This is a genomic window from Nocardia sp. IBHARD005, assembly GCF_052814245.1.
The window spans coordinates 5,941,230-5,954,488 of record NZ_CP199935.1; the positions used below are offsets into that span (position 1 = coordinate 5,941,230).

The 13,259-nt window shown below is 67.4% G+C and carries 13 protein-coding genes and 1 pseudogene; 8 read left to right on the forward strand and 6 right to left on the reverse strand.

Annotated features, from left to right (window positions below):
* Positions 1–30: 30 nt before the first annotated feature.
* The 4 genes from ACTWPB_RS27855 to ACTWPB_RS27870 all read right to left on the reverse strand — a co-directional run bounded on the left by ACTWPB_RS27855 (position 31) and on the right by ACTWPB_RS27870 (position 3,910).
* Positions 31–1,125: a PDR/VanB family oxidoreductase gene (locus ACTWPB_RS27855; RefSeq protein ID WP_446223441.1), complete on the reverse strand. Its 1,095-nt coding sequence runs from the start codon at positions 1,123–1,125 to the stop codon at positions 31–33.
* A complete protein-coding gene (locus ACTWPB_RS27860) occupies positions 1,122–2,024 on the reverse strand; it encodes a metal-dependent hydrolase (protein WP_446223442.1) in 903 nt (300 codons plus the stop codon). The genes ACTWPB_RS27855 and ACTWPB_RS27860 overlap by 4 nt, the downstream gene beginning before the upstream one ends.
* Before the next feature lie 114 nt (positions 2,025–2,138).
* Positions 2,139–3,143: a YdcF family protein gene (locus ACTWPB_RS27865; protein ID WP_446223443.1), complete on the reverse strand. Its 1,005-nt coding sequence runs from the start codon at positions 3,141–3,143 to the stop codon at positions 2,139–2,141.
* Positions 3,144–3,244: 101 nt separating this feature from the next.
* Positions 3,245–3,910, reverse strand: coding sequence for a rhomboid-like protein (locus ACTWPB_RS27870; protein WP_446223444.1), 666 nt, complete (start codon positions 3,908–3,910; stop codon positions 3,245–3,247).
* A gap of 114 nt (positions 3,911–4,024) precedes the next feature.
* On the opposite strand from ACTWPB_RS27870, the gene ACTWPB_RS27875 reads away from it, so the two are divergent.
* Both ACTWPB_RS27875 and ACTWPB_RS27880 read left to right on the forward strand, forming a co-directional pair.
* Positions 4,025–4,342, forward strand: coding sequence for a plasmid stabilization protein (locus ACTWPB_RS27875; RefSeq protein ID WP_446223445.1), 318 nt, complete (start codon positions 4,025–4,027; stop codon positions 4,340–4,342).
* 61 nt (positions 4,343–4,403) lie between these two features.
* Positions 4,404–4,676 (forward strand): annotated as a pseudogene (locus tag ACTWPB_RS27880) (DUF72 domain-containing protein); the annotation flags it as partial.
* Between the two features lie 70 nt (positions 4,677–4,746).
* Here the strand turns inward: ACTWPB_RS27880 and ACTWPB_RS27885 are convergent.
* Complete coding sequence (locus ACTWPB_RS27885; protein WP_446223446.1) at positions 4,747–6,780, reverse strand: CocE/NonD family hydrolase; 2,034 nt, start codon at positions 6,778–6,780, stop codon at positions 4,747–4,749.
* Positions 6,781–6,935: 155 nt separating this feature from the next.
* Here ACTWPB_RS27885 and ACTWPB_RS27890 point away from each other — a divergent pair, with 155 nt between their 5' ends.
* From ACTWPB_RS27890 to ACTWPB_RS27910, 5 genes are all read left to right on the forward strand, one after another.
* Entirely contained in the window at positions 6,936–7,586 is a 651-nt protein-coding gene (locus ACTWPB_RS27890) for a TetR/AcrR family transcriptional regulator (protein ID WP_446223447.1), read from the forward strand.
* A 191-nt stretch (positions 7,587–7,777) separates the two neighbouring features.
* On the forward strand, positions 7,778–8,647 hold the full coding sequence (locus ACTWPB_RS27895) for a hypothetical protein (protein WP_446223448.1): 870 nt from the start codon (positions 7,778–7,780) through the stop codon (positions 8,645–8,647).
* Between the two features lie 44 nt (positions 8,648–8,691).
* Positions 8,692–8,910 (forward strand): three-helix bundle dimerization domain-containing protein, encoded by a 219-nt coding sequence (locus tag ACTWPB_RS27900; protein WP_446223449.1) that lies wholly within the window; start codon positions 8,692–8,694, stop codon positions 8,908–8,910.
* 59 nt (positions 8,911–8,969) lie between these two features.
* Positions 8,970–10,055 carry an S-(hydroxymethyl)mycothiol dehydrogenase gene (locus tag ACTWPB_RS27905; protein WP_446223450.1) on the forward strand — a complete coding sequence of 362 codons (1,086 nt, stop codon included), beginning with the start codon at positions 8,970–8,972 and terminating at the stop codon, positions 10,053–10,055.
* A complete protein-coding gene (locus ACTWPB_RS27910) occupies positions 10,049–10,675 on the forward strand; it encodes an MBL fold metallo-hydrolase (RefSeq protein WP_446226514.1) in 627 nt (208 codons plus the stop codon). The genes ACTWPB_RS27905 and ACTWPB_RS27910 overlap by 7 nt, the downstream gene beginning before the upstream one ends.
* A 251-nt stretch (positions 10,676–10,926) precedes the next feature.
* Here ACTWPB_RS27910 and ACTWPB_RS27915 read toward each other — a convergent pair whose 3' ends face one another.
* Positions 10,927–11,370 (reverse strand): MarR family winged helix-turn-helix transcriptional regulator, encoded by a 444-nt coding sequence (locus ACTWPB_RS27915; RefSeq protein ID WP_446223451.1) that lies wholly within the window; start codon positions 11,368–11,370, stop codon positions 10,927–10,929.
* 216 nt (positions 11,371–11,586) lie between these two features.
* Here ACTWPB_RS27915 and ACTWPB_RS27920 point away from each other — a divergent pair, with 216 nt between their 5' ends.
* A complete protein-coding gene (locus ACTWPB_RS27920) occupies positions 11,587–13,254 on the forward strand; it encodes a fatty acyl-AMP ligase (RefSeq protein WP_446223452.1) in 1,668 nt (555 codons plus the stop codon).
* The last annotated feature ends 5 nt before the right edge of the window (positions 13,255–13,259 follow it).

Consider the following 13,259-nt stretch of genomic DNA (forward strand, 5'->3'; position numbering starts at 1 on the left):
CCCTGTCCACTGAGTTGTCACCGAAGAAATTCACAGGTCGAGTACCAATCGCTCACCGCGGGAACGGGATACACACGCGAGCATGGCACCTTCGGCGTGGTCGGCCTCGGAGAGCACGGTCTCGCGATGGTCTGGCTCGCCCGACCTGACCCGCACCACACAGGTACCGCAGAAGCCCTGCCTGCACGAATAGGGCTGGTCGGGGCGCGTATCGAGAATGGTGTCGAGCACGGTGCGGTCGGCGTCGACGGTGACTACCGCACCGCTGGAGGCGAATTCGATCTCGAACGGTGTGCCGTCGACGACCGGCGGCGGGGAGAACCGCTCGAAATGCAGTTCCACCTCGGGCATCTCGCGCACCGCGGCGACGATCGCCGAGGTCATCGGGGTGGGGCCGCACGCGTAGACCGCGGTGCCAGGACCGACGCCGGCCAGCAGATCCACCGCGGCGGGCAGACCGTGCTCGTCATCGGTGCGCACTACGGCATTCGCACCGAAGCTCTCGATCTCGGCCAGGAACGGGATGGTGTCACGGCTGCGCCCGCTGTAGACCAGCGTCCACGGCACACCGAGCCGGTGCGCGAGCCGGGCCATCGGCAGGATCGGCGTGATGCCGATGCCCCCGGCGACCAAATGCAATCGCTGCGAGGGTGATCCGTGCCCGGGCACCGCGAACGGGAAGGCATTGCGCGGCCCGCGGACCACCAATCGACTGCCGACCGGCAGTGCGTCGTGCACCTCGATCGAGCCGCCGCCACCGCCGGGAATGCGACGCACCGCGACCCGGTAGGCGCGCTCATCGGCGGGGTCGCCGCACAGCGAGTACTGCCGCAGCCGGCCCGAGGGCAATTCGAGGTCGAGGTGCGCGCCGGGCCACCAACGGGGCAGGACCCGGCCATCGGGCGACTCGAGACGCAGGCTCACCACGTCCTGGTCGTGCGCTTCGATCCGGCGTTCGGTCACCACCACGGGCAGGCGGCGGTCATCGACGCGCGGTCGCAGATCATTGCGGTTGACCAGCGCGGTCCAGCGCAGCCGGGCGGTCGCGACGGCATCGATAATCCTGATCGCCTGGTCGTGCCGCCGCCTGCCGTAGAGATCGGCCGGGAACTCGCGAGTGGTCACGACGCTGCCGCGCGGGCACCCGGCGACGCGGCCAGGTAGGCGATGGCCTGCGCCGTGGAGCCGACGGATTGTGGGTTGTACCCGGGCTGGAAGGTCGACAGCGCACTCATCAGCAACGACGGAACGCCGGGCAGCGCACCACGCCACATCGCACCGAACAACCCGGCGAGCAGCCGCGTATAGCCCCGATCCGGCAATCGCGGGTCCTGCTGCACAAGGAAGCGCGCGCCACGCACCAGCACGATGAGGAAGATCGGGAACACCAGCGTCATCGACGCGCAGCGGCGCACGTACCCGACCCCGAAGTACTCCGCCACATCATGGGCGACACTGCGGTGCTCGACCTCTTCGGCCCCGTGCCAGCGGAACAGGTCGACCATCCGCGGGTCGGCGCCGAACTTCTCCAGGTCGGCATTGAGAATCCAATCGCCGAGCCAGGCGAAGAAATGCTCGAGGCAGGCGATGAAGGCGAGCCGTTCCACCAGCATCTGACGGCCTGCGCGATCGTCGCCGCCGCGAGCGCCGAGCGAGATGCGGAACAAGTATTCCATCTGTCGCAGATAGGGGCCCGCGTCGATATCATGGGCGGTGAAGACGTCCTCGAGCACCTTGCCGTGGGTCTGGGCATGCATCGACTCCTGGCCGATGAAACCGAGCATGTCCTCGCGCAGCTTCTCGTCCTTGACGTAGGGCAACGCTTCGCGATAGGTCTCGATGAACATGCGCTCGCCCTCGGGCAGCAGCATGTTCAGCGCACTGATCAGATGGCCGGCGATCGGCTCGGCCGACATCCACTGCAGCTCCACACCCGACCAGTCGAAGGCGACATTGCGAGCGTGCAACGCCACCACGCCCGGATCCACGTCCGGCCGCTCTCTTCCCCAAGGAAATAGCTTCATCGGTACTCCTCGATCAACCGCGCACGATCCTGCGTGCACCAGGTCGCGACGTTGCGCCCACTCGGTAGTTCCGATGATACAACTATCCATAACTTTACGTAACACCTAAATCTGTCAACTCGCTGCACCGAAGATCGCCAGCGCGACCGGCGCCGCCACCAACAACGCGCATATCACGGCATTGATCGCCTTGTACTCGACCAGAATCCCGACGTATTCGCGCAGGATGGCGCTGGGCAGGTAGTAGCGTGCGGTCGGCGCGCCGACTGCCTGGGCGTCGAGCCCGACCGAGCGGGCGAGCAGCGCGGTGCGCAGCACATGGAAGTTGCTGGTGACCAGCAGGATGCGGCTCTCGATCCCACGCCGGGCGAGCAATTCCCGGCTGAAAAGAAGGTTCTCCCGGGTGGTCGTCGAGCGGTCCTCCCGCAGGATCTCTTCGTCGGGCACGCCGTGTTCGACCAGGTAGGCGGCCATCGCGGTGCTTTCGGAGACCTTCTCGTCGCAACCCTTGCCACCGCTGGTGACCAGCAGCGGCGACGGGCCGTGCGTGCGATCGGTGTGCCAGATGCCCAGCGCGCGGTCGAGCCTGCTCGCCAGCAGCGGCGGGACCCGGTCACCGAGCAGGCCGGAGCCGTGCACCACGATCGCGACGGCGCCGTCGGTGCGGGTCACCCAGCCGTAGACGACCGAATAGAGCCCGAACGCGACCAGCACGAAGCCGAGGTAGGCGGCGACGAGCACGACCGCGAGCAGCACCACCCCGAACACCATCCACTCGGCGATCACCGCCACCACCAGCAGCGCGTACGGAATCAGCAGCGCGACACCGAGTCCGAACGAGAGCAGGTTCGCCGGGCGCACGCCCTCACGGCGCATCATCACCACGCCGTTGAGCATCAGCAGTCCGGCCGGCATCAGCACGAGCAGCGGCGACAACGCGAGCGCGAAGAAGACCAGAATGTCGGAGCCCGCCCCCTCGGCGCCCGAACCGATCAGCGCGGCGCCCACACACAGAATTCCGAGCAGCAGCAACACCCCATTGCTGAATCGGCGCCGCTCCTGACGGAAGCACAGCGCGAACACACCGAGCACAACCACACCGATCGCCAGCAAGATCACCAGCTTCACCCTAGTGAGCGCGGGGCTCACAGCGATCGTCAGACCCGAGCGGAGGGCCTGAGCTAGTGCGCAGATACGCCCTATCGGCCGGCAACAGGCAATCACCGCGCGGCGGTGGACCGCCGGCTGAGCAGTACACCGGGATCCCATCGGCGCCCGCGACCTCGTGTCAGCGGGTAGCAGGCGAAACCGATGGCGACCGCGCTCGCATGCCCGATATCGGTGAACGTGCGGTTGAGGAAGATCGGCGGAACCACCACCGCGAGCACCGCGAATACGTACACCCAGCGCCACGGCGTCACGAACCGGTAGGCGAGCACCGCGGCAACACCGGCCAGCCCATAGCTGACGCCCACATCGAGGAGGTACATCGCCCGTTCGGGCGCGTCCTCGCTACGGATCGCCCACAGCACCACGCCCTGGCTGAGATAGGTAGCGCCCACGTGCGCGAGCACGACCACCACGAGCCAGCGCAGCGTGCCGAGCCAGCGTTCGGCATTGGCGTGACAGAGCGTGAACAGCACCGCGTAGGCGAGCCATCCGCCGCCGTCGGTCCAGAACGCGCTGGTGATCAGCACGCGCAGGGGATCTTGGCCGAGGTGGTGCAGGTTGGTCGACCGGTGATCGAGCCACTGCCTGGCTTCCTCGGGTGGGAGGAGGGCGATGATCACCGACGTGACGGCGAGGGCGGTCAGCCACAGGTAGGTGCCGGGCGCGCTGCGGATCCACCGCCAGCCGCGCTTGGCCGTCCTGCTCGGTGCGCCCACCAGAACAGTGTGCCAGGCAGCAATTGCCGGAGCATTGCTGTCGTCCTGTTTTCTCGGCCGCTCCCCGGGTAGGCGGCAATCAGCGGCGACATCCCGATCGGACAGGAGCGAGCAATGCCCCAGCAAGCGTGGAGTGACAAGCGCGAACGACAGTACGAAGACATCAAGAAATCTGAGCGCGACCGTGGCCACAGCGAGGGCAGGGCCGAGGAAATCGCCGCGCGGACGGTCAACAAGACGCGCGCCGAGCACGGCGAGACGAAGGGGTCGGGCAAATCATCGCGATCCGGCAGTTCCCGACGTGGCGGTCAACGGGCACAGGGCAGCGGCCAGACCCGCGATCAGCTCTACGAGCAAGCCCGTCGCCGCAATATCGACGGCCGCTCCAAGATGAACAAGCAGGAGCTGGCCAACGCCCTCGGCCGCGGCTGAACCCACTGCGACAGGTTCGCCAGGCAGCTCGGATTCACCTTGGCGGCCGAGGCATTCGGCGCCGCTGTGGCGGACCACCGACTGGGCGTATCTGCGACTGCACGCGGGCCGCGCCACTCCCCCGCCGTCCTATGGCAAGCAGGCGTTGAGCGGGTGGGCGCATCGGCTGCTCGACACCTGGTCCACCGATGACGACAGCTACGTCTACTTCAACAACGACCACGGCGGTGCCGCCGTGCGTGACGCCGTCACCTTCGCCCATCTCGCGGCGGGCGCGGGCGCCGACGTCACCCGGGTGCCCGACCTACCGATCGGCGAACCGACGACGTCGTGACCTCACCGAGCACCTATCCCGGTGCCGCCGAATACGTTTCCGCGGCTGTCCGAGAAGGGTTGGGCCGGGGTCACCAGCCGGGATCGGTGTCGAGGGGGACGTTGATCCAGCTCGGGCGGGACGGGTCCAGCTCGAGGTGCTGGGTGCGCAGGCCGCTTTCGTTCAGCAACGGGCGCAACGGGATTCCACTGGGGAAGTTGCCCGCGAAGATGTCGACGCGCAGGCGGTGGCCGGGTAGCAGGACACCGTCGGTGGCGCGGATCCCGATGTCGATCGTCGTCGGCTCGCCGGGCACGATCGGCTGACGGGTATCCAAGGTGAGGTACGGATACGGGTCGGTGTAGTCGCCGTTCGGCGAGCGGGTCGCCTTGCCTTCGTCGATCGCGCGCAGTGACGCCGTCAGCTGACCCTGCGACCAGACTGTCGAAGTACCGTCGGGCGCTACATCATTGACGGTCACCGTCCAGTAGCCGTCGGTGGCGTCGAGCACGGTGTTCAGGTGTGCGGCGATCGCCCCGGAGATCCTCGTCGGCGCAGTCACCGGCGCCGTGGTGAAGGTGAGCGCGGCACCCTCGCTGATCCGGGCGTCCTTCGCACAGATATCGGGTAGCGGAACCAGTCCGGCCGTGCCCTGCGCGCCATCACGCGAGCAGATGGTGGTCAGGCTCGGGTCCACCGAAACACGCTGTGCGGCACCGGGAGCGGTGCGCAGGCTGCCGTCGTGGCGGGCGCCCGGCGCGGTGCCCGAAGATGCTGCGTCGAGATACATCCGCCGGTACTGCATGCCCGGCCGCGGGAAGGCGACATCGGTGGTCCACTGCTCACTGCCCTGCTGCCACAACGTGACCGGGTCGTAGCGGTCGATGCCGTTGTCGATTCCCTTGAGCCACTTGTCGAACCACGCGCGCTGCAACGATTCCAGTGGCGCGGGCGCACCCGGCTGGCCCATGCCCGAGCTCACCGTCACGTGGTAGACGTTGTCCATGACGAGCTTCTTCTGCTCGGCGGGCACGTTCACCGCGTTGTAGATGCGCGGGGTGGAGTAGGTGAAGATGTCGTGCCAGCCGCCGTAGAGGAAGGTCGGCACCCGTACCTGTTCGGGCGAGCCGACCCACGCGGTCCGCAGTGGGCTCTTGTCGTCGAGGATCGCGGCCATCTCCGGCGGGATCTGCTCGATGCTCGGGGTGGTCAGCGCGGCGATGAGCACGTTGAAGAAGGTGAACGGGTCGCGCACCCGGTCGCGCAGCCAGACCCAGTCGAATTTGCCGGTCAGCACAGACACCATGTCGGGCAGCAGTTTCGCGCCGTCGACCGCGAGCAGCCAAGGCGGGATGAACCCGATCCCGAGCGCGCCACCGGGGGCCGCGACATCGCGGATCAGGTCGCTGCCTGGCACGATCGGGAAGATCGCCTTGAGCGCCTCGGGATGACGCTGCGCGGTCTGCAGCTGGTTGATCCCCGAGTAGGAGATGCCGCTCATCCCGATCTTGCCGTCGGACCAGCCCTGTTTCGCCGCCCAGTCGACGACTTCCACGCCGTCGAGCTGCTCGCGTTCACCGAACACCTGCCAGATGCCCTGGGAGAAACCGGTGCCGCGCACATCGACGACCACCTGCGTGTAGCCGCCACGGATCAGGTTGCGGTCGACACCGAAGGTGCGGGCCGCGCCACCGGGCAGCGCGTTCATCATGTCGCTGAGACTGCTGAAACCGAACGGCGTGAAGTCCAGGTTCTGCAGCACCGGCATCAGCAGCTCCGACAGGCCGGGCACCGCGAGTGCCGAATCTGCCAGGTTGGAGACCAGCTTGGTGTAGGGCGTCATGTTGACGATGGTGGGTGTCGGCTCGGCGACCGGCTGACCGTCCGCACCGGCTGGGTGATAGACGTTGGCTTTCAATACGGTGCCGTCACTCATCGTGATCGGCACATCCCACTCGATGAAGACGTTGGGGTACTGCTGCGGTCCGTTGTGGGTGGCGATGAACTGCGCGTCGAGGCCCTCGGCGTTCGGCGATGCCTGCCCGACCGGTGCGGATGCGACGGCGCCTGCCAAGACAACGACAGATGCGACCAGCGCTGCCAGCCGCCCGCGATGTGCGATCATGCTTCGGTTCACCCCTCGACCATCGGGAACTACAGCGTTCCCGTACCGGTAAGTAACGTAGCGTGGGTCACGTTCGACCGCAAGAACATGTTCTGGGCAATCCTCGATCAGCGCCCGCGCGCACCCCGCGGCCGCCGCCTGACAGAATTGGCACTGTGACAGCGCCCGAACTCGACGACGGCCGCCTGTACCGTGGCACCGCACCGGGGCAACGTCAGCAGGAACGCCGCGCCCGGCTCATCGAAGCGGCTACCGACGCCTTCGGCATCGATGGCTATCGCAACGCCACAGTCACCACGATCTGCGCGGCGGCAGGCGTCGGCAAACGCTACTTCTACGAATCCTTCACCGACAGTGAGGATCTGCTGCTCGAGGTGTATCGCGAGACGGCCGCCAGGATGATCGGGGCGATCCATACCGGCCTTCGCGATACCGGCGCCGACGTCGAGACCCAGGTGCGCGTCGCCCTGACCGCGTACTTCCAGCTCATCCTCGACGACCCACGGGTTCCCCGGATCGCGTTCTTCGAGATCCTCGGTGTGAGCCCCGCCGTCGACCGGGCTTACCGCAGCGTTCTCGACGACTTGGTCGACATCTGCTTTGCCCTGGTCATCCCGCACGTCGACCTGGAAACCCATCCCGCCCTCAGCGTGCGCACCGTGCTGCTCGGACTGGTCGGCGCCATCGTGATCATCGCCCAGAAGTGGGTGCTCGACGGATACCGCCAACCGCTGACCGATGTCGTCGACAGCGCGTGCCTGGTGGTCGACGCGGTGCTGACGCGGATCAGCACGGACGGCGGGTGAGCGCCGCGACATCAGGGATCGCGGTAACCGCTGGGTGAACAGCGCAGAACCATCGCCGGTGCGTATTGCCCTGTGCGGCAACCGTGCCCAGACTGGGTGTCTGTTCGACAGCGTGGTCGAGATCCCCGCCGCCCCACGCGGTTCCCCGCGCGTTCGAGGTCGGCAACACAGCACGAGCCGAAGGATGCGCGATGCCGTTTCTGCTGATCTCCGGAGTCTTCGTCGCCAAAGGCGCACAGCCCGATGGTGATTCGGTGCGTTTCCGGCCCGACGACCCCGCCCTGTGGGACCGGGTGGGCGGTCCGCACCGGGTCAAGCGCAATGCCTCGGGGGCCGCGCAGTTGCGCCTGGACGGTATCGATTCGCTCGAGACGCACTACACGCCCCGGCACGGCACCCGCATGCATCAGCCGCTGCCGCTGGCCCGTGCCGCCGCCGAGGAATTGCTGGCATGGCTGGGTTTCACCGGCGTGGTGCGCAATGCGAGTGAGACGGTCACCAGCACCGACCAGGCCGACGTCCCCGGCTTCATCCTCACCCGCGGCGCCGATCTGCACGGGCGATGCGTCGCGTTCGCCGGGCGCGGACCCGCACCCGCTGCCTCGGGCAGCGAGACCTTCGTCGACGTTGCACTGCTGCGACTCACCCTCAACCACCATCAGCTGGCGACCGGCCTCGCCTACCCCACGTTCTATCGCAGCTTGTTCCCCGCCTTGCGCGACGAATTCGCCGCCGTCGCGATCGCCGCCGCCACCGCCGGGCTCGGGGTCTGGCCCGCCGACGCGACAACGACCGGTGCCGCGCTCACCTCGCCGACTTCGCTCACCGACGACGTCGTCCTGCTCCCGAAACTGTTCCGCCGCCTCGCCGACTATCTCGAACTCGGCGACGGCGACCTGTCGCTGGACACCTTCCCCGCCTTCCTCGCCCAGGCGGCCGACCGGTTCTTCATCCTCTCGACCGGGCACTCCACCACCGGCCTGGACGCGATCACGGTGATCGACGGCGCGACGGTCCGCCTCACGCGCCCGCCGACCGATCTGGTTTTCGACGAAAAGTAGGCGCCGACCCGTTGATCGACGCCGTCTCCGGGTAACCCCGGAACATGACTACTCACGAGAACCGACAACTCGACGAGGTCATCGAGCGGTTGATCATCCGGTACCCGACCATCGCACCCGCTGAGCTCGCCGACATCGTGCACAACGTCTACGACGCGTTCGGGAAGGTGCACATCCGCAACTATGTCCCGTTGCTCGTCGAACACCATGTGCGAGAAGAACTCGGCAGTCCGACAGGCGAGATCCCACCCATCCCGCAGTGACCGGCCGAGCGGCCCCGCTAGCGTTGACGTAGACCCACGCCAACCATGAGGAGGTCCGCATGCCAGACACCGTCCGCGGAGTCATCGCCCGCGCGAAGGATGCGCCGGTCGAAACCGTCGACATCGTGATTCCCGACCCGGGACCGCACGATGTGGTCGTCCGCGTCCAGGCCTGCGGGGTGTGCCACACCGACCTGCACTATCGCGAGGGCGGGATCAACGACGAGTTCCCGTTCCTGCTCGGTCACGAGGCCGCCGGTGTGGTCGAATCCGTTGGCGACGCGGTGACCCATGTGGCCGAGGGTGACTTCGTCGTTCTCAACTGGCGCGCGGTCTGCGGCGAATGCCGAGCGTGCCGGCGCGGGCGCCCCTGGTACTGCTTCGACACCCACAACGCCAGCGTCCCGATGACGCTCACCGACGGCACCCCGCTCACCCCGGCCCTCGGAGTCGGCGCGTTCGCCGACAAGACCCTCGTGCACGAAAAGCAGTGCACCAAGGTCGATTCCGAGACCGACCCAGCCGTCGCGGGTCTGCTCGGCTGTGGCGTGATGGCCGGGATCGGTGCCGCCATGAACACCGGGAATGTCTCGCGCGGTGACAGCGTCGCGGTGATCGGCTGTGGTGGCGTTGGCGATGCGGCGATCGCCGGTGCGCGCCTGGCCGGGGCCTCCACGATCATCGCCATCGACCGTGATCAGCGAAAGCTGGACTGGGCCAAAGACTTCGGTGCCACGCACACCATCGACGCGACCAGCGAGGACGTGGTCGAGCGAATCAAGGAACTCACCGACGATGTCGGCGCCGATGTGGTGATCGACGCGGTCGGCCGCCCGGAAACCTGGCAGCAGGCGTTCTACGGGCGCGACCTGGCGGGCACGGTCGTCCTCGTCGGTGTCCCGACACCGGACATGAAGTTGGAGATGCCGCTCATCGACTTGTTCTCGCACGGCGGCGCGCTGAAATCCTCCTGGTACGGCGACTGCCTGCCCGAACGCGACTTCCCGATGCTCATCGATCTGTTCCGCCAGGGCCGGCTGCCGCTGGACCGGTTCGTCACCGAGCGGATCGGCATCGACGGGGTCGAGCAGGCGTTCGCCGCGATGGCCGAGGGCAAGGTACTGCGCTCGGTGGTGGTCTGGTGACCCGCATCGAAAGAGTCGTCACCTCAGGCACTTTCGCGCTCGACGGTGGCACCTGGGATGTCGACAACAATGTGTGGCTCATCGGTGACGACGACGAGGTGCTCGTCATCGACGCCGCCCATGACGCCGACGCCATCGCCGCCGCGGTCGGCGACCGTCAGGTCACTGCCATCCTGTGCACCCACGGCCACAACGACCACGTGACCGTCGCCCCGGAACTGGCGCAGCGCCTCGACGCGCCCGTCCTGCTCCACCCCGGCGACGAGCCACTGTGGCGCATGACCCACCCGAGCGCCGACTACCGCTCCCTGGCCGGCACTGCGCGAATCACGGTGGCGGGCATCGATATCGACATCCTGCACACCCCCGGCCACTCCCCCGGCTCGGTCTCCCTGCACATCCCCGACCTCGCGGCCCTGTTCACCGGCGACACCCTCTTCGCGGGTGGCCCCGGCGCCACCGGCCGCTCGTTCTCCGACTTCGACACGATCATCGATTCGATCCGGGACCGCCTGCTCACCCTCCCCGAGAAGACAACGGTCCACACCGGCCATGGCGACACCACCACCATCGGCACGGAGCGGCCCGCGCTCGCGGACTGGATCGCCCGCGGACACTGACCGCGCCCGGAACTGGGCTCGTCCACCCAGCACCGAACTGGACAATCGATCACCAGGCCCTCATGTGCGCTTTCCCGCCTCGAAATCCGCCATGAGCGCCTGGTGATCTTGATACAGCGACGGCGACTTCGCTGGGGTATCTCGCTGATCAGCGGGGTGCGGGCGCGAGGGTAGCTCCACGCCCGCAACCTGGCCCAATTGGTCGTTCTCGCTGACGAATCCGGCCTGGTCGTCCCTCGAATCCGTGAGCCTCAGTCGCGGAGGTCGGCCACGGACTCCTGGTAGGCCACGGCCGCGCGCGCGAAATAGTCGAAGAGCACTTCGCGCTGCGCCGGAGTATAGCTCGCGATGATCTCGCCGATCCGGCGCCGGGCGGGGGCCAGAATCTTGTCGAGCGCGGCAGGCTGATCGATCGGTTCGACGATGACCTTGCGCCGGTCGCCAGGGTCGGCACCGCGGCGCACGTAACCGGCCTGCTCGAGGCGGTCGACGAGACGGGTGGTCGGGCCGGTGGTCAGTCCGGTGTGAGTGCCGAGTTCACCCGGCGTCATCGCGCCATTGAGCTCGAGGATATTCAGCGCGTACAGGTCGGTCGCGTGCAGATCGACCGCCTTCGCGCCCGCCTGAGCATGCAGTACAACCGAACTCAGGTACCGGCGAAAGATCGCGCTCGGGTCGTCATCGGGTGTTGACATCCTGTGCCTCTCACTTCGTCCACGCAGACACTTCGTCGTCAATGATAGATCTTGTCCGCACATGCCTGAGCGGCTCGGCTCTCTACACCCAAGGTGTGTAGAGAGGCCACCCCCGGGTTTGCCGGGTGATACCTGTGGGCACTATCGAGACCGGCACAGAGAGCGGATAGTCATAGTCAACCTCTATGACTTTCTCCCCTGTGAAGGAACGGCGATATGCAGCCCAGTTACGTGCACCACGTCAGGCAGCAGGTTCGGGTCTACGGCGAGACCCGCTCCTACACCTACCTCCGTGAGGCGGGGCGCGAACTGACCGAGGAGGTCCTCACCTACCCCGAACTCGATCGCGACGCCAGGGCCCTCGCCGCGTGGCTGGCCGAGCGCCCGGAATCGACGCAGCCGGTCGTCCTGCTCTACCACGACGGCATGGCCTTCCTCCGGGCCTTCCTCGGCTGCCTCTACGCGGGCGTCATCGCGGTGCCCGCGCCCCTGCCGCACGACGAGCGCAGCACCCGACGAGTCGCGGGCATCATCGCCGACTCCGGCGCCCGCTTGGTTCTCACCACCGCCAACTTCGAGGCGGTGGTCGCCGCGGCCACGACCGCGGCCGTGGTGGCCACCGACGAACAGCTCGGTGACCCCGACGCGTGGCAGATGCCCGATATCGACACCGGGACCATCGCGTTCCTGCAGTACACGTCCGGCTCGACCGGCACACCGAAGGGCGTCGTCGTCACCCACGGCAACCTCCTGCACAACGAAGCCGCGATCTCCACCTCGATCGGGATCAGCGACGCCTCGACCGGCGTCACCTGGATCCCGCAATTTCACGACATGGGCCTGATCGGATCGCTGCTCGCCTCGATCTACGCCGGCGCGAACCTGGTGTTCATGTCCCCGACCACCTTCCTCAAACGCCCCGTGCGCTGGCTACAGACGATCGACAAGTACCGCGCAACCTGCACCGCCGCCCCGAACTTCGCCTATGAACTGATCGCCAAACGCGTCACCGACGAGCAATTGGCCACCCTCGACCTGTCCACCCTCGAAGTGGCGTTGTGCGGCGCCGAGCCGGTCCGCGAACGAACCATCGCCGCGGTGCGCGAACGGTTCGCCCCCGCTGGGTGGCGCCCGACCGCACTGCTGCCCGCCTACGGCCTGGCCGAGGTGACGCTGCTCGCCACCGCGGGACCGATCGACGCGAAGCCCGTCGTCACCGCCGGGCCCGACAGCTTGCTCGTCGGTTGCGGGCAACCGGCTCCCGGCCTCACCGTCCGCATCGTCGACCCGCACACCGGCCGGCAGGCGACCGACGACACCGTCGGCGAGATCTGGATCCGCGGTGACAGCGTCGCCGCCGGCTACTGGAACCGGCCCGAGGAGACCCGCCACACCTTCGACGCGTACCTCGGCACCGAAGGGCCGTTCCTGCGCACCGGCGACCTCGGAATGCTGCGCGAGGGCGAACTGTTCGTCACCGGTCGGCTCAAGGACCTGCTGATCATCAACGGCCGGAACCTCTACCCGCAGGATGTCGAGGAACTGGTGGAGCAGTCGCACCCCGCGCTCACCACCGGCGTCGCCGTCTCCGTCGAAGCCGGTGGCCGGGAACGGCTCGTCGTCGTGCAGGGCGTCAAGACAGCGCTGCTGCGTGGCACCACCCTCGCCGAGCTGACCTCGACGATCAAGATCGCGGTCGCCCGCGGTTTCGATGTCCCCGCACCGAGCGTGGTCCTCATCGAAAGCCGCTCCGTGCACCGCACCACCAGCGGCAAAGTCCAACGGGCCTCGATGCGCGAGGCCTTCCTCGACAACAGCCTCGGGACCGTCCTGCACGAGGATCTCGAACCTGCCCTGAGCCGATCATCGACCGCCACCCGCTGAGGAGC

What these genes read in the sequence shown, in the direction of transcription:
- ACTWPB_RS27860 (WP_446223442.1), bottom strand. Translation starts at nt 2,024, where the DNA reads ATGAAGCTATTTCCTTGGGGAAGAGAGCGGCCGGACGTGGATCCGGGC.
- ACTWPB_RS27875 (WP_446223445.1), top strand. Translation starts at nt 4,025, where the DNA reads ATGCCCCAGCAAGCGTGGAGTGACAAGCGCGAACGACAGTACGAAGAC.
- ACTWPB_RS27885 (WP_446223446.1), bottom strand. Translation starts at nt 6,780, where the DNA reads ATGATCGCACATCGCGGGCGGCTGGCAGCGCTGGTCGCATCTGTCGTT.
- ACTWPB_RS27895 (WP_446223448.1), top strand. Translation starts at nt 7,778, where the DNA reads ATGCCGTTTCTGCTGATCTCCGGAGTCTTCGTCGCCAAAGGCGCACAG.
- ACTWPB_RS27900 (WP_446223449.1), top strand. Translation starts at nt 8,692, where the DNA reads ATGACTACTCACGAGAACCGACAACTCGACGAGGTCATCGAGCGGTTG.
- ACTWPB_RS27905 (WP_446223450.1), top strand. Translation starts at nt 8,970, where the DNA reads ATGCCAGACACCGTCCGCGGAGTCATCGCCCGCGCGAAGGATGCGCCG.
- ACTWPB_RS27915 (WP_446223451.1), bottom strand. Translation starts at nt 11,370, where the DNA reads ATGTCAACACCCGATGACGACCCGAGCGCGATCTTTCGCCGGTACCTG.
- ACTWPB_RS27920 (WP_446223452.1), top strand. Translation starts at nt 11,587, where the DNA reads ATGCAGCCCAGTTACGTGCACCACGTCAGGCAGCAGGTTCGGGTCTAC.